This is a genomic window from Coriobacteriia bacterium (assembly GCA_003149935.1).
Taxonomy (GTDB): Bacteria; Actinomycetota; Coriobacteriia; order Coriobacteriales; family QAMH01; genus QAMH01.
The window spans coordinates 18027-39322 of record QAMH01000004.1; the positions used below are offsets into that span (position 1 = coordinate 18027).

Annotated in this window: 19 protein-coding genes; 15 read left to right on the top strand and 4 right to left on the bottom strand. The window is 61.7% G+C overall.

Annotated features, from left to right (window positions below):
- The first annotated feature begins 74 nt into the window (after nt 1–74).
- The 7 genes from DBY20_00750 (at nt 75) to DBY20_00780 (ending at nt 6080) form a co-directional block, all read left to right on the top strand.
- Nucleotides 75–1535, top strand: coding sequence for a hypothetical protein (locus DBY20_00750; protein PWL79782.1), 1461 nt, complete (start codon nt 75–77; stop codon nt 1533–1535).
- Between the two features lie 29 nt (nt 1536–1564).
- Nucleotides 1565–2203: a hypothetical protein gene (locus DBY20_00755; protein PWL79783.1), complete on the top strand. Its 639-nt coding sequence runs from the start codon at nt 1565–1567 to the stop codon at nt 2201–2203.
- Nucleotides 2204–2237: 34 nt separating this feature from the next.
- Complete coding sequence (locus tag DBY20_00760; GenBank protein ID PWL79784.1) at nt 2238–3014, top strand: hypothetical protein; 777 nt, start codon at nt 2238–2240, stop codon at nt 3012–3014.
- 27 nt (nt 3015–3041) lie between these two features.
- Entirely contained in the window at nt 3042–3557 is a 516-nt protein-coding gene (locus DBY20_00765) for a peptidylprolyl isomerase (protein PWL79785.1), read from the top strand.
- A 326-nt stretch (nt 3558–3883) separates the two neighbouring features.
- Entirely contained in the window at nt 3884–4723 is an 840-nt protein-coding gene (locus DBY20_00770; protein ID PWL79786.1) for a hypothetical protein, read from the top strand.
- Nucleotides 4724–4772: 49 nt separating this feature from the next.
- The gene (locus tag DBY20_00775; GenBank protein ID PWL79787.1) at nt 4773–5402 is read left to right on the top strand and encodes a hypothetical protein; all 630 of its coding nucleotides are present in this window, start codon (nt 4773–4775) and stop codon (nt 5400–5402) included.
- A 390-nt stretch (nt 5403–5792) separates the two neighbouring features.
- Nucleotides 5793–6080, top strand: coding sequence for a hypothetical protein (locus tag DBY20_00780; protein PWL79788.1), 288 nt, complete (start codon nt 5793–5795; stop codon nt 6078–6080).
- A 120-nt stretch (nt 6081–6200) separates the two neighbouring features.
- Here DBY20_00780 and DBY20_00785 read toward each other — a convergent pair whose 3' ends face one another.
- On the bottom strand, nt 6201–9431 hold the full coding sequence (locus DBY20_00785) for a carbamoyl phosphate synthase large subunit (protein ID PWL79789.1): 3231 nt from the start codon (nt 9429–9431) through the stop codon (nt 6201–6203).
- Nucleotides 9432–9607: 176 nt separating this feature from the next.
- Between DBY20_00785 and DBY20_00790 the strand changes: the two genes are divergently transcribed.
- The 5 genes from DBY20_00790 to DBY20_00810 all read left to right on the top strand — a co-directional run bounded on the left by DBY20_00790 (nt 9608) and on the right by DBY20_00810 (nt 16074).
- Entirely contained in the window at nt 9608–11341 is a 1734-nt protein-coding gene (locus DBY20_00790) for a methylenetetrahydrofolate reductase (protein PWL79790.1), read from the top strand.
- Nucleotides 11342–11482: 141 nt separating this feature from the next.
- Nucleotides 11483–13159, top strand: a complete 1677-nt coding sequence (locus tag DBY20_00795; protein PWL79791.1) for a formate--tetrahydrofolate ligase — start codon at nt 11483–11485, stop codon at nt 13157–13159.
- A complete protein-coding gene (locus DBY20_00800) occupies nt 13160–13792 on the top strand; it encodes a sugar ABC transporter substrate-binding protein (protein ID PWL79792.1) in 633 nt (210 codons plus the stop codon).
- Nucleotides 13789–14643: a bifunctional 5,10-methylene-tetrahydrofolate dehydrogenase/5,10-methylene-tetrahydrofolate cyclohydrolase gene (locus tag DBY20_00805; protein ID PWL79793.1), complete on the top strand. Its 855-nt coding sequence runs from the start codon at nt 13789–13791 to the stop codon at nt 14641–14643. Before DBY20_00800 ends, DBY20_00805 begins: the two co-directional genes overlap by 4 nt.
- A 117-nt stretch (nt 14644–14760) precedes the next feature.
- Nucleotides 14761–16074 carry a hypothetical protein gene (locus DBY20_00810; protein PWL79794.1) on the top strand — a complete coding sequence of 438 codons (1314 nt, stop codon included), beginning with the start codon at nt 14761–14763 and terminating at the stop codon, nt 16072–16074.
- Nucleotides 16075–16076: 2 nt separating this feature from the next.
- On the opposite strand, the gene DBY20_00815 is transcribed toward DBY20_00810, so the two are convergent.
- A complete protein-coding gene (locus DBY20_00815) occupies nt 16077–17531 on the bottom strand; it encodes a hypothetical protein (protein ID PWL79795.1) in 1455 nt (484 codons plus the stop codon).
- 160 nt (nt 17532–17691) lie between these two features.
- Between DBY20_00815 and DBY20_00820 the strand changes: the two genes are divergently transcribed.
- Nucleotides 17692–18489: a hypothetical protein gene (locus DBY20_00820; protein PWL79796.1), complete on the top strand. Its 798-nt coding sequence runs from the start codon at nt 17692–17694 to the stop codon at nt 18487–18489.
- Here DBY20_00820 and DBY20_00825 read toward each other — a convergent pair.
- Both DBY20_00825 and DBY20_00830 read right to left on the bottom strand, forming a co-directional pair.
- On the bottom strand, nt 18467–19474 hold the full coding sequence (locus tag DBY20_00825; GenBank protein PWL79797.1) for a biotin--[acetyl-CoA-carboxylase] ligase: 1008 nt from the start codon (nt 19472–19474) through the stop codon (nt 18467–18469). The two genes, DBY20_00820 and DBY20_00825, sit on opposite strands and share 23 nt — an antisense overlap.
- Before the next feature lie 12 nt (nt 19475–19486).
- Nucleotides 19487–20035: a biotin transporter BioY gene (locus tag DBY20_00830; protein ID PWL79798.1), complete on the bottom strand. Its 549-nt coding sequence runs from the start codon at nt 20033–20035 to the stop codon at nt 19487–19489.
- Between the two features lie 169 nt (nt 20036–20204).
- Here DBY20_00830 and DBY20_00835 point away from each other — a divergent pair, with 169 nt between their 5' ends.
- Together DBY20_00835 and DBY20_00840 are read left to right on the top strand one after the other, a co-directional pair.
- Nucleotides 20205–20897, top strand: coding sequence for a branched-chain amino acid ABC transporter permease (locus DBY20_00835; GenBank protein PWL79799.1), 693 nt, complete (start codon nt 20205–20207; stop codon nt 20895–20897).
- Nucleotides 20894–21217 carry a branched-chain amino acid transporter gene (locus tag DBY20_00840; GenBank protein ID PWL79800.1) on the top strand — a complete coding sequence of 108 codons (324 nt, stop codon included), beginning with the start codon at nt 20894–20896 and terminating at the stop codon, nt 21215–21217. Before DBY20_00835 ends, DBY20_00840 begins: the two co-directional genes overlap by 4 nt.
- Nucleotides 21218–21296 lie beyond the last annotated feature (79 nt).

Below are 21296 nucleotides of genomic sequence, written 5' to 3' on the forward strand. Positions count from 1 at the left end.
AGGCTGCGCAGGCGCGGATGTAAGGCATACAGGAGGCCCGCGCAGCACATCCACTACCCATTCTAGGGGGAATCATGAGTGAAGAACAAGTGAGGGAAAACCCGTTTTACGCGGCTCCCGAATCGAAGAAGATGGTAACGCTCATCGGCGTGTACCTGGGCGTTATCGCGAATCTGCTCGTCTCTTCGACCAATGCGACGCTTCTGCCCGTAGCGGCAGCCGAGCTGGGTGGCCTGGAGATATACGGGCTTGCGCAATCGGTTGCGGGCGTTCTGGGCGTATGCGCCATGCCGATCTTTGGCTTCATTGGCGCCCGGCAGCCGCAACTCAAGCGCTTGCTGCTTGCTGGTGGCCTGGGCGTGGGCGCCATCGTCATCTTTGCCCGTGCAATCGCAATGAACTTCTGGGTGATCATCATCGCGAACGTGTTCTGGGGACTCGTGAGCGCCGGCGTGTTCGTCGTTGGCTTCACGATGGTGCGTGACATGTTTGATCAGAAGAAGGCGGGTTTCTACCTTGGCCTCAATGGCACGATGATGTCCATCGCCATGATTGCCGGACCGTTCTTGGGCGGTCTGGTCATCGACAACGTGAGCTGGCGCGTCTGGAGCTGGATCGTGTTCGCGTTCCTCGCTCTGGCGACCGTGCTCGTCTTCGTCTTTGGCATCAAGGCGACCAAGGAACAGGTTGCCGGCATGGCGGTTAAAGGTGGCTCGTTCGACTTTGCCGGCGGTGCCGCCGTCACGGTGTTTTTGGCCATGGTCATCCTCGTCCTGTCGCTGGGTGGTAGCTACGTGCCGTTTGGGTCCGCTGGCTCCTGGACTATGATCGCCGTGGGCATTGTCGCGCTCATCGCGCTCGTGTTCATCGTGCGCAAGAAGGGCAACGACGCCATCGTGCCGCTTGATGCCATCAAGGATCGCAACACGCTCGTCTTCTCGGGTACCAACTTGCTGCATAACCTGGGCCAGATGTCCATCACCTTCTTCGTCCCGGCGTTTGTCATGATGCAGCTTGTCAACGATCCGCTTGTTGGCATGCTGGGCGCAGCGCTTGCGGGCGGCATGGTCACGGTGTGCCTTGCCATCCCCGGACTGTTCCTCGGTCCAATCTGGGGCAAGATGATTGCCAAGGATTCGAGCGCCAAGCGTGCCATGACCATCGCCAACGTGTTCCGCATCATCGTCATGGGAGCATTGCTCTTCGTGCTCGTGCCCACGACCCCGGCATGGGTCATCTTCCTCATCGTTCTGCTTGCGGGCATCTACAACTCCAACATGACCGTTGCCATGTCGGCTGGCCCGCAGATCCAGCTCAAGCCCGAGCTGCGCGTTACGGGCAACTCCGTGGTGCAGCTGGGCCAGAACCTGGGTGCGGGCATTGGCGTCGCGCTCTTCACCTTTGTCATTGGCATCGATCCGGTGTATGGCATGACCATCTGCATCGCGATATCGCTCGTGTGCTTCGTCGTGCTGTTCTTCATCACGCTGTTCCTCAAGAAGGGCGGAGACGCCACGCAGCAAGGGCGGCAGTAGGCGCGTCCGCTTCGAAAGGAGAGATGGTGATGACGGGGATACTGAGAAAGAACCAGGCAGAGTACTTCCATGGCCGCGATTGGGTGCATCAGGTGGGTTTCTACGCCCCCGATTGGCGTGCCTTCGTGGAGAACCACAATCGCCTCTTTGGGTCGGGCCCGTTCTTCCACACGGTCAATACCTTTGGCAAGCTGCTCTATCACGGCGAGGAGGTCGATTGCGCGGGGCTGGAGTTTCGCGCGGCCTATGGCGCGTGGGGCGCGCACTCGATAGAGGTTGTTGAGCAAAGCGACCTGTCGGTCCCCACGATGTTCACCGAAATCAACGATACGAGCAAGCCTGGCTTCAACCACCTGCACATGTTCGTGGAGAGCCTGGAGGAGGCGCAGGACGCCTGCGACTTCCTGGCCATCCCCGTCATCACCGTAGGCTATCCGGATTTGGAAAACGCCTTGGAGAAGGCGCGCACCACGGGGGCCGACGAGGCGCTCGTGCGCGCCAATGCCGGCAAACCCTCGTTCATGGTGTGCGACATGCGCAAGGAGGTGGGCTACTGCATCCAGTTCATCGAGCCGCGCGCGAAGAATCTGCATGACGCGATTGTGCGCGCACGGGAGAAATGGGATGGCAGCGCCGAGACGCTCCTCATTTCCATGGGCGGCAACTAAAGCTATGCAAACTATCAAGTGAAGGGAAAGGCACATGAACGGAACCGAGAGATTTGACCTGACCGGGCGCGTGGCGCTCATCACGGGCGCGAGCTCGCACGGCATCGGCAACGATGCGGCAAAGCTGCTCGCGGCCAATGGCGCCAAGGTGTTCTTGGTGGCGCGTCGCGAGGAGCAGCTGCAGGTCGCGTGCGACGAGATTCGCGCGGCAGGCGGCGAGGCATCGTATCGCGCCATGGACGTGTCCGACGAGATGGAGTGCAAGGTGGCCGTCGAGCAGTGCGTCGCCGAATTTGGACGCCTTGACATCATGGTGCTCTCCGCTGGTATCTCGGGCCTGTCTGCCAGCGGCGGCATGGATGCGATCTTCGATACGGACAACTGGCGCAAGGTCCAGGCCATCAACCTCGATGGCGTGTTCTGGATGATGAAGTATGGGCATGTCGAGTGCGCCAAGCATGGCGTGGGCTCGATCATTCCCGTGAGCTCGCTTGCCGCATGGCATGCCGATGGTGCTGCTGCCTATACGGCAACCAAGGGTGCCATCCGTGCGCTCACGCACTACTTTGGCAAGATGCTCGCGCCCATGAAGATACGCGTGAACAGCATCTACCCCGGCATGATCGACACCGATATGACGCATGGGGCGTGCGCGCACGAGCAGTATGGCCCCATGATGCTCAAGTCGATTCCGCTGGGCCGTTTTGGCACGCCCGAGGACATGGCCTACGGCATCCTGTTTTTGGCAAGCGACGCATCTGACTTCATGACCGGCCAGCATCTTGTCATGGATGGCGGCGCGCTGGCGTAGCGCCAGCTAGAGAGGGGAGATACGAGCATGGTAAACGCAGGGGAGCGCGTCGTCGTGGAGTATCGCGGCAAGCTGGATGATGGCAGGGAGTTCGCGAGCACGCACGCGCAAGGCGAGCTGCTCGAGTTCGTCGCGGGGTCGGGTGCGATGCTGCCGGACTTCGAATATGCGGTCATGGGCATGAGCGAAGGCGAGACGCGCAGCATTCACATTCCCATGGACAGGGCATACGGGTCGCGTGATGAAAGTCTGGTCATCACGATGCCGGCAACGACGCTTCCCAATGGCGAGGCGCTGCCCGTGGGTGCCATGCTCGGGATACAGGGGCCCGATGGCGACGTCATGCGCGTGCGCGTGCTCGAGGTGAGTGACGACGAGGTCGTGCTCGACTGCAACCACGAGCTTGCGGGCGAGAACCTCAACTTCGACATCACGCTCGTCGAGGTGCGAAGCGAGTCCGCCATCGAGCACGAGAAGCACGCAGAGGGATGCACCTGCGGGTGCGATCGGCTCCAGGAGTCGCTGAAGGCGCAAGGAGCGTAACGGGCACGGGACGGGGCCCTCAGGCCCCGTCGCATCCCCCTCATAACCGTCGACGGGGTCTGAAGGTCTCGTCCCGTGCACATGGCCTTTATGCGCGGCGGGCCGCGTGGAACGCGGCCCCTCCAAAACAGGGTGAATCGCAAGCGCGTTTACAGGGTGAATCGCGAGCGCGTTTGCGCAGGGGACGCCTTCCAGGCGTCCCGCCCCATCTCGCGTGGGTGGCATTTGTCCGAGCGCGTTTGCGCAGGGGACGCCTTGTAGGCGTCCCGCCCTCCCAAACGAGGAGGGCATGGACTGGCATATTCAAGACAAGGAGCGTTTGAATCATGAGCATCGAGGGAAAGATTCAGGTCGTCACGGGCGGAACATCGGGCATGGGCCTTGCCACTGCCAAGGCGCTGGGCAAGTTTGGCCCCGTGCTGGTAGGGGGACGCAACGAGAAGCGCCTTGCCAATGCCGTCGCCAAGCTCGAAGCCGATGGCGTCGAGGCCTACGGGAAGACGGTCGACATCGCCGATCGCGCCTCTCTCGACGAGTTCGCGGCCTATGCGGCCTCGATTGCGCCGTTGGGAAACGTGGTGAACGCCGCGGGCGTTGACACGGGCGGTGGCGACCTCATCGTCAAGGTCAACATGGTGGGAACGGTCAATTTCGTCGAGGCGTTCCTGCCCTATCTCGAAGAGGGATCGGCCTTGGTGAACTACTCGTCCATCACGGGATACTTCGTGCAGCCCACGCCCGAGGAGCGCGAGATTTGGGACGATCCCAACAACCCTGCGTTCTTCGACAAGGTCAAGGCGGCTATAGATGCGCGTGAGGTGCCCGAGGCCATGCGTGCCATGGGCGAGGACTACCAGTACTATCCGATATCCAAGACCTTCACGCAATATTACACGCGTGCGAACACGCGGCGGTTTGGGAAGAAGGGCTGCCGTATCTTCTCCATCGCGCCAGGAGCCTTTGACACACCCATGTTGCGCGAGGCCTCCGAGGAGACGGTCGCCGGTATCGAACGTGGCACTGCGTTTGGCCGTCTGGGAGATCCTGATGAGATGGCTGAGTTCATCGTGCGCATGCTCGAACCCGGTTTGGAGTACCTGACGGGCGTTGACCTCATTTTGGATGGTGGCAAGTTTGGCATGACGATGGCAAAGCAGCTCGACTAGATTTCATTGCATGAGGCGTTTGACACTTATGCAAGAAGAAAGGATACACATGACCATGAAAGATTACTCGACTTATTTCGAAGGCAAGGACTGGGTGCACCAGCTCGGCTTTTGCGCACCCGACTGGCGTGCGTTCATGACTGCCCATAACCGCCTGTTCGGGTCCGGGCCGTTCTTCTACACGACCAACACCTTTGGCAAGCTGCTCTATCACGGTGAGGAGGTCGATTGCAAGGGACTGGAGTTCCATGCCTGCTACGGCGCGTGGGGTAGCCACTCCATAGAAGTCGTGGCGCAAAACGATTGGTCAATCCCCACGATGTTCACAGAGCTCAACAAGGAGGAAGAGCCCGGCCTCAACCACGTGCACATCTTCGTGGACAGCCTGGCCGAAGCCCAGGATGCTTGCGATTTCCTCGGCATCGACGTGATCACGGTTGGCTATCCCGACCTCGAGAACGCACTCGAGAAGGCGCGTGCGACAGGTACCGACGAGGCGATGGTGCGCGCCAACGCGGGCAAGCCCTCGTTCATGGTGGCCGACATGCGCAAGGATCTGGGCTTTGCCGTGCAGTTCGTCGAGCCGCGTGCCAAGAACCTCCACGATGCCATCATCGGCGCTCGCGAGAAGTGGGACGGCTCGCAAGAGACGATGTTCATTCCCATGGGCGGAAGGTAGCTTTCCTGTTCTTGCCGGGGGATGTCTGGGATCTCTCGGCAGGCGATATGCCCATTTCCGAGGCGTGCCATGGATTAATCCCCCTACCCTCAGGTCCATGGCGCGCCGCTCTTTCGAGAAGACCGAAGCCGGTGGACTTCGGTCTTCTCGCGTTTGGGGCTGTGGGCACGAATCGTTGCTGCCGACATGCAGAAGGGGCCGAAGCCCCTTTGGCCCTCGACCCCTTCCATGCCGGTGCAACTCACATTGCCCCGCAAGGATACCAGCCGCACGTTGCAGTGCGATGACGGGGCGCTTACCGCGGCGTTTCAGATGGGACGACCACTTTTTTGAGAACGCCCTGTTCGGGACACTCATCAGCTCAAGAACCGATACGCGCATGTCGACTGGATCGATGGGGGCGAAGACGCTCAAGGCGCAAATGATGACATTTCAAAGTGCAATAATTGCACTTTGGATTGCACTTTGGAGGAACTCACTCTACTACGTCTACTTGTAAGTGAGCCCACGATGACGCAGAAACAGTTGGCAGAGGCTCTTGGTGTTTCAGAACGAACGGTGAAGACACGCACCGTTGATCTTCAAACAAGGCAATTGCTCCATCGTGAAGGCGGGCGACGCAACGGCAGGTGGGTTGTTCCATCCGTGGTCCAGGATGAACTCGGTGTTGCGGGGTAGCGAGATTTCTCGACTTCGCTCGAAATGACAGAGGGGCTCACCGCACTCGCATCGCTCAAAATGATAGGAACCCCATCTTACGTGCGATGGGGTTCCTGCTTTGTTCGGTATGACGATGCCCTACACGATCGTGGCGTGGATGTCCTGCAACGACATGACGCTTGCCTCGCTCGCGTCCTTGACCGCCTGGATGCCCAGGGCGCTTGCCATGGCGGCGGCGAGCGTCGTCATGTAGGGCACGTGGGCCTTGATGGCCGCCTTGCGGATGTAGCTGTCGTCGACGGCGCTTTCCTGCGTGGAGGACGGCGTGTTGATGACGAAGTCGATTTCGCCGTTGGTGATGGCGTCGAGGATATCGGGCCTACCCTCACCCTGCTTGTTGATGGTGCCGCAGGAGATGCCATGCTCTGCGAGTACCGCGCCCGTGCCTGCCGTGGCGATGATGGAGAAGCCGGCACGCTCGAACTCGCGGGCGACGTCGACGGCCTCCTCCTTGTCGCGGTTGTTCACGGTGATGAGCACGGTGCCCGAAAGCGGCAGCACCGTCTGCGTGGCCTCCTGCGCCTTGAAGAACGCCTCGCCGAAGTTATCGGCCAGGCCCAGGACCTCGCCGGTCGAGCGCATCTCGGGGCCGAGGACAGGGTCGACCTCGGGGAACATGTTGAACGGGAAGACGGCTTCCTTGACGCCGTAGTGCGAGAAGGTCTTCTCGCGCAGCTCGGGAACGGGGCTGGGACGGCCGGTGATCTGACCGGTGATGACGTCGGTGGCGACCTGCACCATCTGGATGCCGCAGACCTTGGAGACGAGCGGCACGGTGCGGCTCGCGCGCGGATTGGCCTCGAGCACGTAGACGGTGTCACCCTCGATGGCGTACTGCATGTTCATGAGGCCGCAGACGTGCATGGCCTCGGCAATCTTGCGCGTATAGTCCTTGATGGTGGCCAGGTGCTCCTCGGAGATGTTGAGGCTCGGCAGGATACAGGCCGAGTCGCCCGAGTGGATGCCCGCGAGCTCGACATGCTCCATGACGGCCGGCACGAAGGCGAGCGTGCCGTCGCAGATGGCGTCGGCCTCGCACTCGAGCGCGTGCTGTAGGAAGCGGTCGATGAGGATGGGACGGTCCGGCGTGACGCCCACGGCGGCCGCCATGTACTGGCTCAGGGTCTCGTCATCGTAGACGACCTCCATGCCGCGCCCGCCCAGCACGTAGCTCGGGCGCACCATGACGGGATAGCCGATCTCGTGCGCGATGTTGAGCGCGTCCTCGACGGTGACGGCCATGCCCGCTTCGGGCATGGGGATGCCCAGGCTGTCCATGACCTCGCGGAAGCGGTCGCGGTCCTCGGCCAGGTCGATGATCTCGGGGCTCGTGCCGAGGATGTTGACTCCGGCTGCCTTGAGCTCGCTTGCGAGGTTGAGCGGCGTCTGGCCGCCGAACTGCGCGATGACGCCGACAGGCTGCTCCTTCTCGTAGATGGAGAGCACGTCCTCGGTGGTGAGCGGCTCGAAGTAGAGCTTGTCGGAGGTGTCGTAGTCGGTCGAGACCGTCTCGGGGTTGCAGTTGACGATGATCGTCGAGAAGCCGAGCTTCTTGAGCGCGAACGCCGCGTGCACGCAGCAGTAGTCGAACTCGATGCCCTGGCCGATGCGGTTGGGGCCACCGCCCAGGATCATGATCTTCTTGCCGGGAGCCGGCTCGCTCTTGTCAGGAGCGTTGTAGGTGGAGTAGAAGTACTCGGAATCGGCCGTGGAGCTCACGTGCACGCCCTCCCATGCCTGGCGGATGCCGGCGTCAAGACGTGCCTCGCGCACCTGCGTCTCAGGCAGGTGCAGAAGCTGTGCCAGATAGCGGTCGGCGAAGCCGTCGCGCTTGGCGCTGGCGAGCTCGTCGGCGGGAAGCATCTGCGCGGGATGCTCGGCGGCCCAGGCGATGATGCGCTCCTCGTGATCGACGAGCTCCTTCATCTGCTCGATGAAGTAGGCCTTGATCTTGGTGAGCTCGTGGAGTTGCTCGACCGTGGCGCCCTTGCGCAGCGCCTCGTACATCTGGAACTGGCGGTCGGGCGTGGCGAAGTTGAGCAGCGTGAGCAGCTCGTCGAGGGTCTTGTCGTTGTAGTCCTTCACGAACCCTAAGCCGTAGACGTTTTTCTCGAGCGAGCGAATGGCCTTCTGGAAGGCCTCCTTGTAGGTCTTGCCGATGGACATGACCTCGCCCACGGCGCGCATCTGCGTGCCCAGGTGATCCGAGACGCCCTTGAACTTCTCGAAGGCCCAGCGCGCGAACTTGACGACGACGTAATCACCGTCGGGGTAGTACTGGTCAAGCGTGCCGTATTTGCCGCAGGGAATCTCGTCGAGTGTCAGGCCGCTTGCGAGCATGGCCGAGACCAACGCGATGGGAAAGCCGGTGGCCTTGGAGGCCAGAGCCGACGAGCGCGAGGTGCGCGGGTTGATCTCGATGATGATGTCACGGTCGCTCACCGGATCATGCGCCCACTGCACGTTGGTACCACCGATGACGCCGACCTTGTCGACAATCGCGTAGCTCTTCTTCTGGAGGCGATCGATGACCTCTTGCGAGATGGTCTGCATGGGGGCGGCGCAGAACGAGTCACCCGTGTGTACGCCCATCGGGTCGATGTTCTCGATGGTGCAGACGGTGATAAGCTGCCCCTTGGCGTCGCGGACGACCTCGAACTCGAGCTCCTCCCAGCCCAGGACGCTCTCCTCGACGAGCACCTCGGTGACCGGCGAGGCCGCCAGGCCGCGGGCGACCGTAGTCTTGAGCTCGTCGATGTTGTAGACCAGGCCACCGCCGGTGCCGCCCATGGTGTAGGCGGGGCGCAGCACGCACGGGTAGCCGAGCTCCTCGGCGATTTCGACGGCTTCTTCGACGGTGTGCGAGACGCGGCTGCGCGCCATCTCGATGCCGAGCTCCTCCATCGTATTCTTGAACTCCTCGCGGTCCTCGCCGCGCTTGATGGCATCGATTTGGACGCCGATGACCTTGACGCCGTACTTGTCGAGGATGCCCGCCTCGGCAAGTTCGCTGGAGAGGTTGAGGCCGGACTGGCCGCCCAGGTTGGGAAGCAGCGCGTCGGGGCGCTCGATGGCGATGATCTGCTCGAGGCGCTCGACGTTGAGGGGCTCGATGTAGGTGCGATCGGCGATGTCGGGGTCGGTCATGATGGTGGCCGGGTTGGAGTTGACGAGGACGATCTCGTAGCCCAACGAGCGGAGCGCCTTGCATGCCTGCGTGCCCGAATAATCGAACTCGCACGCTTGGCCGATGATGATGGGGCCGGATCCGATGATCATTACCTTGTGGATATCGGTGCGCTTGGGCATGAGATCGCCTTTCTGCGAGAGCTTACAATCCTAGATATGATACCGCGCGTACTGGCCCTCGAATCGCACAATCTACGGATGCAGTATGCGTATCGGGGGACGGGCACGGGTGAGACACATTGGACAGGTACATCTGTCTCATTGCGAAGTTGCAATGAGACAGATGTACCTGTCCAATGTGTCTCACCCGTGCTCTCTGCTCGGCTGATATACTGCTCGCATATCGGAGAACGAGGGTAACAAGGGGGATCTCCGTGAGAAACGTGTTCCGAGAGGCGTTGGAAAACGGTGAGTTCGTCGTCACCTGCGAGATGATTCCGGGGCGCGGCGCCTTCGAGGCCTACCAGGAGGCCGATCACCTCAAGATGAAGGCCATCTGGGAAACCGGTCTCGTGCATGCCATCTCGATCACCGATTGTCCGAGCGGCAACCCTGCCATCAGCCCGCCTACCGTTGCGCGACGTTTCGCGCGCGAAGGGATTCCCTCGATCGTCCACTACACGTGCAAGGACCGTTCGCGCAACATGATGCAGGGCGAGCTCTACGCGATGCAGCTGCGCGGTCTCGAAAACCTGCTTATCATGTCGGGGGATTACCAGGGCTCTGGTTTCGAGGGAGCGGGCCGGCCGGACTTTGACCTCGATCCCGCCAACGCCCTGCGTCTCGTGAGCGCCATGAACGAGGGCCTCGTCTACCACGGTCGCGATGGCGACGTGCGCGAGACTCCCGCGCATTTCTTTCCCGGGGCCGTCGTCAATCCGTACAAGTACCGCGAGGGCGAGAGCATTCCGCAATACCTCAAGCTGGAGAAGAAGCTCATCTGCGGCGCAAAGTTCATCATCCAACAGCTGGGGTTCGATGCGCGCAAGATGCAGGAGCAGCTCTTCTATGTCGAGGAACGTGGCTACAACGTACCCATGATCGCCAATATCTTCATGCTTACCAAGAGCGCCGCACAGCTCATGCGTAAGGGAACAATTGCCGGTTGCGTCGTCAGTGACGAGCTCATGGCTGAGCTCGAGGAAGAGGCCGCGATTGACGCACAAACGCCTGGCTATGCCCGCGACAGGCGCATCGAACGCGCTGCCAAGCAGATCGCCATCGCTCGCGGATTGGGCTATGCGGGCGTGCATATCGGCGGTGTTGGCCTGGATGCGGACACCGTCACCGAGGTGCTCGAACGGTCGAGCGCCTATGAGGATGATTGGCTTGCCTGCGTCCGGGAGCTCTCCTATGGTAAGCCCGGCGGCTTCTACCTCTACGAATCCGAGCTCGACGAAGACGGCAAACCCACCGGACTCAATACGCATGAGCACGCCGCGCTCGACGAGGACATATCTGGTCGCAAGCTCTTCAAGGGTTATGGCCTATCGCGCCTTTTCCACAAGCTTGCGCTCGCGCAAGAATACGATGACGAGGGGAGCGTTGTTGGCCGCTCTGGTTTGAACGGCATGCTCGCCTGGAACATGGACCGGCTGGACCGCAAGAAGGGCGTCAACCGCGCTCATGGTTTCGAGCACACGTGCAAGACCTTCCTCTACGGTTGCATCGACTGCGGCGACTGCGGCCTGGAGTCCGTCGCCTACAGCTGTCCGATGGCTTCGTGTCCCAAGAGCGAGCGCAACGGCCCGTGCGGCGGCAGCATGGATGGCTACTGCGAGGTCTATCCTCCCACGAAGGAGGGCGGAACGCGCTTTTGCGTGCATTACATGGCGTACCATCGGCTCAAGCGCGCCGGCAAGCTCGACGAATACACGAGCTTCATCACGCCGCCCAACGACTGGACTTACTGGCAGCGCAGCGCCTGGAGCAACTACACGCACGGGCGCGATAACTGCGCCAAGCGTATCCCCATCGACATCGGTTTCGACGGTAGCCCGGGCGGCTTGCCGAAAGACGAAGCGGAATAGCGACGCCCCAGCATTTTGCTGGGAAAAACACGTATCATCTATGCAGAATGTCGGTTGCGTCGCATCATGCGCGCAAGGCAAGATGAGAAGGCGCGCGGGTTCGTCGCAAGACGGGGCCGCGACGAGGAGAAGGAGAGGCATATGCCGTCTGACATCGAAATCGCGCAGGCTTGCGAGATGGAGCCCATCGTCGAGGTTGCCGCGCAGGCGGGTATCGACGAGAAGTACCTCGAGCCCTATGGCAGGTACATGGCCAAGGTCGACAACATCTCGGTGCTCAAGGATTACGCCGACAAGCCCGACGGTAAGCTCATTCTCGTGACGGCCATCACGCCGACGCCAGCCGGCGAGGGCAAGACCACCACGTCGGTGGGCCTGGCCGACGGCATGCGCCAGATCGGCGAGGACGTGATCGTCGCGCTGCGCGAACCCTCCCTCGGGCCTGTCTTTGGCATCAAGGGCGGTGCGGCTGGTGGCGGTTATGCGCAGGTCGTGCCGATGGAGAACATCAACCTGCACTTCACCGGCGACTTCCATGCCATCGGTGCCGCTAACAATCTGCTCGCGGCCATGCTCGACAACCACATCCAGCAGGGCAACGAGCTCAACATCAATCCCAAATCCATCACCTGGAAGCGCGCCGTCGACATGAACGACCGTCAGCTCAGGCACATCGTGGATGGCTTGGGTGGCGAGAAGCAAGGCGTGCCGCGCGAGGACGGCTTCCAGATCACGGTTGCCTCGGAGATCATGGCGATCTTCTGCCTGGCGACCGACATCGACGACCTCAAGGCGCGCCTGGCCCGCATCGTCGTGGGCTACACTTATGATGGCAAGCCGGTCACAGCCGCCGACCTCAAGGCGGTGGGCGCCATGGCGGCGCTGCTCAAGGACGCGCTCAAGCCCAACCTCGTGCAGACGCTCGAGCACACGCCGGCGCTCGTGCACGGTGGCCCGTTCGCGAACATCGCGCACGGCTGCAACTCGGTCATCGCCACGACCACGGCGCTCAAGCTCGCCGACTACGTCGTGACCGAGGCCGGTTTCGGTGCAGACCTTGGTGCCGAGAAGTTCCTCGACCTCAAGTGCCGCTTTGCCGGTGTGTCGCCTTCGGCTGTCGTCGTGGTCGCCACGGTGCGCGCGCTCAAGATGCACGGCGGCCTGGCCAAAGACGAGCTGGGAACCGAGGATCTCGAGGCGCTCGAGCGTGGCCTTCCCAACCTGCTGCAGCACGTGAGCAACATCCAGGACGTCTACAGCCTGCCGGTCGTCGTGGCCATCAACGCCTTCCCGGCGGATACTCCTGCCGAGCTCAAGCTCGTTGAGGAGAAGTGCGCCGAGTTGGGCGTCAACGCAGTGCTCTCCGAGCATTGGGCCAAGGGCGGCGCGGGTGCCATCGACCTGGCACATGCCGTGGTCGATGCCTGCGAGATTCCCTCGCAGATGACGTACTCGTACGAGCTCGAGGGTACGTCCATCGAGGACAAGCTCGAGGCCGTCGCGCGCAAGGTCTACCACGCCGACGGCGTCGACTTCGTGGAGAACGCCCCGGCCCAGCTCAAGGTGCTCAAGGAGCAGGGCTTCGGTGATCTGCCGGTGTGCGTGGCCAAGACGCAGTACTCGTTCAGCGACAACCCGGCCCTGCTGGGTGCGCCACGCGACTTCCGCATCTCCGTGCGCAACCTCACCGTGTCTGCGGGCGCGGGCTTCATCGTGGCATTGACCGGCGACATCATGACGATGCCGGGTTTGTCCAAGGTGCCGAGTGCCGAGAAGATCGATGTTGATAGCGATGGAAAGATCACGGGGTTGTTCTAGATGACGAAGAGCGTCGAGCTGAGCTGCGAGGAGTTTGTCGAGGCGCTGTCCTCGAGCCAGCCGGCCCCCGGTGGCGGGGGAGCGGCCGCCCTCGTGGGCGCCATCGGCGCGGGCCTGGGCCATATGGTGGGTGCGCTCACCGTGGGCAAGCCCAAGTACGCCGATGTGGAACTCGAGCTGCTCGAGCTCATGCTCGATGCCGATGACGTGCGAGCGCGGCTGCTCGCGCTCGTGGAGGCGGACGCCGAGGCGTTCGTGCCGCTTTCGGCCGCCTACGGGCTGCCGAGCAATACCGACGAGGAGAAGGCGCACAAGGCGCAGGTCCTGGAAGCGCGCCTGCGCGATGCCTGCGCGGTCCCGCTCGACATCATGCGCGCATGCGCTCGCGCCATCGAGCTGTGCGAACGCTTCGCCGCGCTGGGAAGCCCGCTCGTTGTCTCGGACGCGGGTTGCGGTGTCATCACCTGCAAAGCGGCCCTGCAGGCGGCGAGCCTCAACGTCTTCGTGAACACGCGGCTCATGAAGGACCGCGTGCACGCCGAGGCCTGCGACGCGCAGGCACGCGAGCTGCTCGATGAGTACCTGCCGATGGCAGATTCCGTGTTCGCGAGCGTGGAGGAGCGATTGCGATGAGTGCGACGATACTCGAGGGACCGGCTGTTGCCGAGGCAATCAGCGTCGACGTGATGCAGCGCGTCGAGGCGCTCAAAGAGCAGGGCGTGACGCCGCAGCTCGCCATCATGCGTGTGGGCGAGCGAGCCGATGTCCTCTCGTACGAGCGTGGCGCATGCAAGCGCGCTGAGCTCGTGGGCGTGACGGTGCGCAATCTCGTGTTCGACGAGGACGTGACGACCGATGAGCTCGTGGCGGCTGTCGAGGCCGTCAACGGTGACGACACCATTCACGGCCTGCTCATCTTGCGGCCATTACCCGCGCATATCGATGAGGAACGTGTGTGCAACGCGCTTGCGACCTACAAGGACGTCGATGCATGCAACGAGCGCTCGCTCGGCGCCATCTTCACGGGAAGCGGACTGGGGTTCGCGCCGTGCACGGCGCAGGCCTGCATCGAGATCCTGGACCACTACGGCATCGAGATCGCGGGCAAGCGCGCCGTCGTCATCGGACGCAGTCTCGTGATTGGCAAGCCGCTCGCGATGCTGCTGCTCGAGCGCAACGCGACCGTGACCATCGCGCATTCGCGCACGGCCGAGCTCGAGAAGCTCACGCGCGAAGCCGACATCGTCGTGGCCTGCGTGGGTCGTGCCCTCATGATCGGCAAGCCGCACGTCTCGACGGGGCAGGTGCTCATCGACGTCGGCATCAACGTGATCGAGAACGGTGCGCTCGTGGGTGATGTCGCTTTCGACGAGGTGGTCGATGTCGTCGAGGCCGTCACGCCCGTGCCGCGTGGCGTCGGCTCCGTCACGACGAGTGTGCTGTGTAAGCACGTGGTACAAGCCACCGAGCGCATGTTGGTGTAGTATTCCCCTGTAAAAAATTGTGACAGCGAGCGGGGCCGAGAAATCTTGGCCGAGGCATTTTTGTGCAGCGAGGGAGGAGATCTCTCCACTTCGCCTCCTTCGGAAGCTTCAGTCGAGATGACATTACGGGCGTTTCCCTTTTTGCTGGTCACACAGGGGGAGGTGGCCGTGTCGGGTGCAAAACGGGAACATATAAAACAACGGCTGTGGACGGGTGATTTTACACTCATGCTCGCCATTGCGTTTTGCGCGTTCGTCTCCTGTCAGGCCCTCAACAACGGTACGCCGCTCTACATCACGCGCATCGGGGGCTCGACGGGCTTTGCCGGCATGCTCATTCTCGACTTCTCGATCGCTGCGGCCATTGCGCGCCTGTTCGCTGGCCGCATCATCGACCGTATGGGACGCAAGCGCATCATGGTCGTTGGCGCGCTTTTGCTCATCGCGGGCTCGGCGCTTGCCATTCCGCTGCCCGGCTTTTATCCGCAAATCGTGCTGCGCGCGCTGCAGGGTATCGGCTTTGCCTGCGTGACGACGGCGAGCGCGACGGCAGCTGCCGACGTTCTGCCTTGCGAGCGGTTGGGTGAGGGCATCGGCTATTACGCCCTCGGGCAATCGCTTGGCATGGCGTTTGGTCCGGCCTTCGGTATATTTCTTTGCTCGCTCGTCTTTACCGAGAGCCTGTTTGTCGGCGTTGCCGGCGTGGGTGCAGTGCTTCTCATCCTTGTCATGTGCTGCAACTACGAGAAGCACGTCGAGCGCCTGCCCGAGACCTCGGAGTATCGTGTGCTCGAGGAACGTCGTCGCCGTCTTGCCGAAGAGGCGGACATCGGGGCCATCGAGGAGGAGGTCGAGGACGCGGATCGCTACCGCGGACTCGCGGCGCTTTTCGAGAAGCGCGCGCTCGTCGGCGCCTTGCCGATGATCGTCATCTGCCTCGGATTTGCGATTCCCGTAAGCTACACCGCACTCTATGCCCAATCACTGGGGCTTTCGAATGCCGGCATGTTCTTCTTCGTGGGTGCCATTGCGATGACGGCTTCGCGTTTTTTGGGTGGCCGTCTGCTCGACGTCATGCCACCACGCGTTCTCTTCCTGTTGACGAACTTGTGCGGTATCGCGATGTTTCTCGTCATGGCGTTCGTGCATGCCGAATGGATGCTCTATGTCGGAGGGTTCTTCTTCGGTGTGTCGATGGGCTTCGCGTTCCCGCTGCTCAACTCGATGGCGGTCAAGAACACGCCACCGGAGCGTTGGGGCGCGGCCAATGCCATGTTTCTCCTCGCCAATGACATGGGTATCGGGCTGGGAGCATCGCTGTGGGGATTCGTCGCCGATTCCGTCGGGTTTCTTCCCGTCATGCTTGGCGGTGCGGCGATGTTCGCCATCGGCTATGCCATCGCGCTCATCGTGTTTCCGCGAAAAAAATAGCGCTAGAACAAGCCCATCATTTGCCAGAACGGTACGGCGATGAGCAGGCAGACGATGGCGATGGCGGTGTAGAGGATGCAATATTCGGCAAGTTTGGAGTTCTTCGCCATCTTCCCGTCGACGCTGTAGAAAGCCGCCAGATACACGGGATTCTGATATTGCACGAACCAAACGTTGATGACCGTGTAGCTTGCCATGCCTATGACCCAGGGATTGATGTCGAGCGTAATCGCAATGGGAATGACAAAGGCGAGGAAGATGTTGATGAAAGCGGTTTGGGAGACGATGAGGAAGCGCGCCGCGATCGTGATCAAGGCGATGCCGACGACGAGCATGTAGGGATTGTCCGCAAGTGCCATGACGAGGGGCGTGAACTCGGCGACGATCCACTCGGTAATGCCAGCTTGGGCAAAGACATCGCCCAGACCGAGCACGACGCCAATGAAAATGAGCGACTCCCAGCCCACGCCTGGCCCGAAGTTTTTCTTGTTGATGATGCCGCAGGCCGTCATCGCGACGAGTGCGCCGACGGCCGGAATCCAGGCGGCCATGCCGTGAAGGCTCTGGGTGACCCAAAGCGCAACGGTCACGGTCGTGATGATGGCCATGCGACGCTCGTCGAGGCTCATGCGGCCCAGCTCGCGACGCTTGGCCATGAGCTCGTCTTCGCTCGGCTCGGATGCGGCTTCGGAGTCAGGCTCGGAATCGACGGTTGCATCTTTGCGTCGCGGACGGTAGATCAGGGCCAGGGCCATGAGGTTGAGCACAACCATGGGGACGAACCAGGGAAGCGCGCTTACGAACCAGTGGACAAAATCGAACTGCGCTTGGACCTGGGCTGGATAGATTGCAAGGAGGGTATAGCCAACGATTGAGGAGCTGATGAAAGCAGGCGCGGCGGTCTGAACGCCGGTGAACATGGCGAGGAACAGGCCTGTCGCCTGCCGGCCCTGACGGCGGTAGCCGCGCAGGTCGCCCACCTCCATGGCTAGCGGCGCGAGCAGCGAGGCCTTGGCGGCCATGGACGGGATGAGCGGACCGAGAATCGTTCCGCAGGCGAAAAAGCCGATGACCTGAGCGGTGAATGACGAGGGAAAGCGGCTCACGATGGCGAGCGCCATGCGCTCGAGCAAGCCGGTCTCCTTCATTCCGAGGCCGATGGAAAACGCTCCGACGAGCAGCCACCAGATGGGGTTGGAGAAGAACGAGAAGCCCGATGTCGCCGGTATCTGGCCGATGAGCGCGAAGAGCGCCACCATGATGAGTGCCGTGGCGAACTCGGGCAGAACTGCGCAGATCCACCAGACGATAGCGCCCGCGAGGATAGCGAGCACGAAGCATCCCTGCTCGCCGAGCCCTTCAGGGCGAAAGAGGATCGCCATGAGCACGGTGACGATGACACCGGCGATGGCACCGACGATGCGCTTGATGCGTTGCCTGCGAGCTGCCTTGTCCACGTCTCCCTGTGCTTTCCCGATTGACCTGATTGGCTACAGAATAGCTCTCTTGGGTATTTGATACCAACATGGCACCAAAGTCGAATTTCGCTGGGGTAATATGGCTCGTTGCAGGAGCCGCCATGCGGGCGGTGTGAAACGCGAGACATGAGGGACATACGTGGGACTTCTCATCACATTTGTGCTCGGCATCTTCGTGTTGCTGGGTGCGGCCATTGCGGGTTTTGCCAAAAACGAGCATCGTGTGAGCGAGCTCTCGGTCGCAGTCGCCCTCGGCGCCATCGTCATGCTGCTCGTCCTCGACCTCTTGCCCGAGACCTTCGAGGGCGTCGAGCACATCGGCTGGGTCCTCACGCTCGTCGCCGTCATCGTGGGCTTCGCGGTCCTGGCGCTGCTCGACCGCTTTTTGCCGGATTCCGACCACGGCAAGCATGGAGCCCACGGTCATGTCGAGGACGACGATACGTATGACCATGCTCATACGCCCGTGGTTTCCGGGCATCCACATGGCAGTGCGCTCCACGTGAGCGTTGCCGTGGTGATTGCCCTCACGGTCCACAACATCATCGAGGGCATGTCCGTGTATGGCGTGGCGACGCAGTCCGTCACGGCGGCATTTTTGCTCGCCTTTGGCATCGGCATCCATAACATGCCCATGGGCATGATCATCTACTCCGGCGTGCGCGACCAGTCCCTTGGCCGACGCGTCGTCATCCTGGCGATTGCCGCGCTGTCCACCTTCCTGGGCGGCCTTGTCATGTTCATGCTCGGCACAGCCGTAGACGACCACATCGTGCACTTCATGATTGCGCTCACGGTCGGCTTGCTGCTCTACATCGTCATCTGCGAGCTCGTCCCGCATGCAATCAGGACGGACAACGCCAAGCTCACGATTGCCGGCCTGCTCGTCGGCGCCGGCGTCGTGCTTCTTGGCGTCACGCTCGCCGGCATGGCCTAGGGGCAGGGGCGAGCTGGCTCGAGGGAATGTGTACCTCGCCGCTTGCAAGCGCACGTTCCTCGCCGTTATCGAGTCGCACCCGCAGAGAGAAATCGTCATCGACTCCGATGACGAGTGCCTCGAAAACCTCGTTTCCCCGGTAGACCTCGACGCGCTTACCATCGAGAATCGAGCGCGCACGGTAGGCGGCAAGGTGCGGGAGCGCCCCGACGCCTTCATAGCCAGCCATGAGGCGATTGACCGTGTCGGCGACGATGCGGCATCGCAGATCATTCGCATCGGTGCAATCACTGGTAAGGGCGCCGACGATGTCATCCTCAAAGCCATCCGGAGGCTCGACGACGTTCACGCCGATGCCCACCACGACGTAGGCGACGGTCTGGGTCTCGGCATCGAAGCTTGCCTCGCTCAAGATGCCGCTTACCTTGCGACCATCGACGAACACATCGTTGACCCACTTGATTTGGGCATGCTTGCTCGTGTTCTCGTCGATGGCGTCAGCCAGACAGCAGGCGGCGAAGCTCGTGATGAGCGCGACATCCTCGACTGCGAAACGCGGGCGCAAAACGAGCGTAAAGTACACGCCCGTGTCCTGTGGCGAAAAGAAGGAACGGCCCTGTCGCCCGCGGCCGGCGCTCTGGGAGTTCGCGACGACGAGAGTGCCCTGCGGGGCGCCTTCTTCCGCGAGCTGCTTGGCGACCGTATTGGTTGACGAGACGCAGTCGTGGAAGTCGATGATGATTTGTGGGTCGTCGATGAGCCGCGCAATGCTCGCGGCGTCAAAGGTGCTCGGGGATGCGATGAGACGATGTCCGCGCTTCGTGACGCTTTCGATCTCGAATCCGTCGTTGCGCAGCGCCTTGACGGCTTTCCAGACACTATTGCGCGAGACACCCAGCTCCTCGGCGATATGCGCGCCTGAGATAAAGGCGCCGGGGCTCCTCTCGAGAAGCTCGCGGACGCGGTCTTTTGTGGTTCTCTGCATGCATGCAGGATATCATGCCCGCTGCCACCCGACTGCTGGGCGTACGGCAGCGGCTACGGCAATGGCGAGCACGCCTTTGGCGCAGTCGATGATGATGAAGGGCGCGTCTGCCACGAGAAAGGCCGAAAGCGGATCGCTCTGGGTAACCATCATGAACCAAAGCCAGCCCAGGATATCGGCGATGACGATGATGCAAGCGGCGGCAATGCCATCGCAGATGACCTGGCGCACGCCGCGACGTTCGAGCGTGCGACGGACAAGACTCGCAATCGTGACCGCGATGGGGTAGCTCACGAGGAAGCCGCCCGTGGGACCGAGGAACTTGCCGAACCCACCCGTCATGCTCGAGAACACGGGCAATCCGACAGCGCCCATGAGCAAATAGATGCCGCAGGTTGCCGCTGCCTGACCGGGTGTGAGCAGCAACGAGATGAGAATGATGACGGCGGTCTGCAACGTGAAGGGAACCGGACCGAGCGGGATGGTGAAGAGGCAGGAGACGACGAGGAGAGCGATAAGCAGCCCGCAGGTCACGATGGTTCTTGTTGATGGTCTTGTCATGGATGTCGTCCTTTTGTCGAATTGTCACCCAATAATGCACTAACGGGTGACAATCGTCAAATGCGGAATGAGACACATTGGACAGGTACGTCTGTCTCACTGCATGCAGTGAGACAGACGTACCTGTCCAATGTGTCTCATTCCCCAAACTGCTATCATCGTGAGTTCTATGAACAGAAGCGTTTTCACAGACGGACTCAAGGCCGCATTGCCCATCATGGCGGGTTACATCGTGCTCGGTCTTCCCTGCGGCCTGCTGTGCCAGCAAGCGGGGATGGACTGGGTCATGGTTCTCATCATGTGCGTCATTTTCTATTCCGGTGCCGGTCAGTACATGATTCCCAACATGTGGCTTGCGGGCAATCCGCTGCTTTCGATCATCCTGAGCGTGTCGCTCGTGAACACGCGCCAGATGCTCTACGGCGCCTCGCTGTCGCGGTATTGCGAATCGGCGAGCAAGCGCCTGGCCTTCCTCTTCGGCGCGACGGTCACCGACGAGTCCTTCGGCGTCAATCTCGCGCGCTTCGAGAACGGCGGCTGGGACGTGAAGCGCGCCACGGTCGTCAACCTGTGTAGCCAATCGTCGTGGGCGTTTGCCTGCGTCATGGGCGCGCTTATCGGCAACCTCGTGTCGGTGCCGACCGCCATTGCGTCGTTTGCCATGACCTCGATCTTCATCTGCCTGCTGTGCATGCAGAAGATCACGGCGACGAACCTCATCACCGTCGGCGTGGCGGTTCTGGGCGTCTTGCTGTGCAAGCTCACGGGGCTTTCCGGACCTGCGATCTTGCTCGGTGCGCTGGCGGGCATGTTTGCCGGCTATATCCATGCGACGATCACGAAGCCGGGTGAGCGCGCATGAACTGGTTCGACTTCGCCATCATCACGGCATCGGTCGCGCTCACGATGCTTGCCTGCCGCGTGATCCCGGTGTTTGCGCTCAAGGGTCGCACCCTACCATCCAACGCGGTGCGGCTGCTCAACCTCATCCCGCCCGCGGCCTTCGCGGCGCTCGTCGCCAACGACCTCATCGTGCTCGACAGCTGGGCGACGGGACCTTGGCCGGCGATGATCCCGTGGATTTCCGCGACGCTCGTGTTCGTGGTCGGCTACAAGACGAAGTCGCTCGTCTGGTGTATTGTCGTGGGTGTCGTCTCCTACGCGCTGCTCATGCTCCTCTAATAATCCCCATTTGACTATGATTTGAGACAGCGTGCCATGAGACAGCGTGCCAGGCACGCTGTCTCCTTCATTAACGATG

Bases quoted from the DNA above. Each gene is read 5' to 3' on its own strand.
- DBY20_00800 (PWL79792.1), top strand. From the start codon at position 13,160: ATGACGAAGAGCGTCGAGCTGAGCTGCGAGGAGTTTGTCGAGGCGCTG.
- DBY20_00840 (PWL79800.1), top strand. From the start codon at position 20,894: ATGAACTGGTTCGACTTCGCCATCATCACGGCATCGGTCGCGCTCACG.
- DBY20_00830 (PWL79798.1), bottom strand. From the start codon at position 20,035: ATGACAAGACCATCAACAAGAACCATCGTGACCTGCGGGCTGCTTATC.
- DBY20_00775 (PWL79787.1), top strand. From the start codon at position 4,773: ATGACCATGAAAGATTACTCGACTTATTTCGAAGGCAAGGACTGGGTG.
- DBY20_00835 (PWL79799.1), top strand. From the start codon at position 20,205: ATGAACAGAAGCGTTTTCACAGACGGACTCAAGGCCGCATTGCCCATC.
- DBY20_00825 (PWL79797.1), bottom strand. From the start codon at position 19,474: ATGCAGAGAACCACAAAAGACCGCGTCCGCGAGCTTCTCGAGAGGAGC.
- DBY20_00765 (PWL79785.1), top strand. From the start codon at position 3,042: ATGGTAAACGCAGGGGAGCGCGTCGTCGTGGAGTATCGCGGCAAGCTG.
- DBY20_00795 (PWL79791.1), top strand. From the start codon at position 11,483: ATGCCGTCTGACATCGAAATCGCGCAGGCTTGCGAGATGGAGCCCATC.
- DBY20_00810 (PWL79794.1), top strand. From the start codon at position 14,761: ATGACATTACGGGCGTTTCCCTTTTTGCTGGTCACACAGGGGGAGGTG.
- DBY20_00805 (PWL79793.1), top strand. From the start codon at position 13,789: ATGAGTGCGACGATACTCGAGGGACCGGCTGTTGCCGAGGCAATCAGC.
- DBY20_00790 (PWL79790.1), top strand. From the start codon at position 9,608: ATGTGTCTCACCCGTGCTCTCTGCTCGGCTGATATACTGCTCGCATAT.
- DBY20_00750 (PWL79782.1), top strand. From the start codon at position 75: ATGAGTGAAGAACAAGTGAGGGAAAACCCGTTTTACGCGGCTCCCGAA.
- DBY20_00770 (PWL79786.1), top strand. From the start codon at position 3,884: ATGAGCATCGAGGGAAAGATTCAGGTCGTCACGGGCGGAACATCGGGC.
- DBY20_00760 (PWL79784.1), top strand. From the start codon at position 2,238: ATGAACGGAACCGAGAGATTTGACCTGACCGGGCGCGTGGCGCTCATC.
- DBY20_00755 (PWL79783.1), top strand. From the start codon at position 1,565: ATGACGGGGATACTGAGAAAGAACCAGGCAGAGTACTTCCATGGCCGC.
- DBY20_00785 (PWL79789.1), bottom strand. From the start codon at position 9,431: ATGCCCAAGCGCACCGATATCCACAAGGTAATGATCATCGGATCCGGC.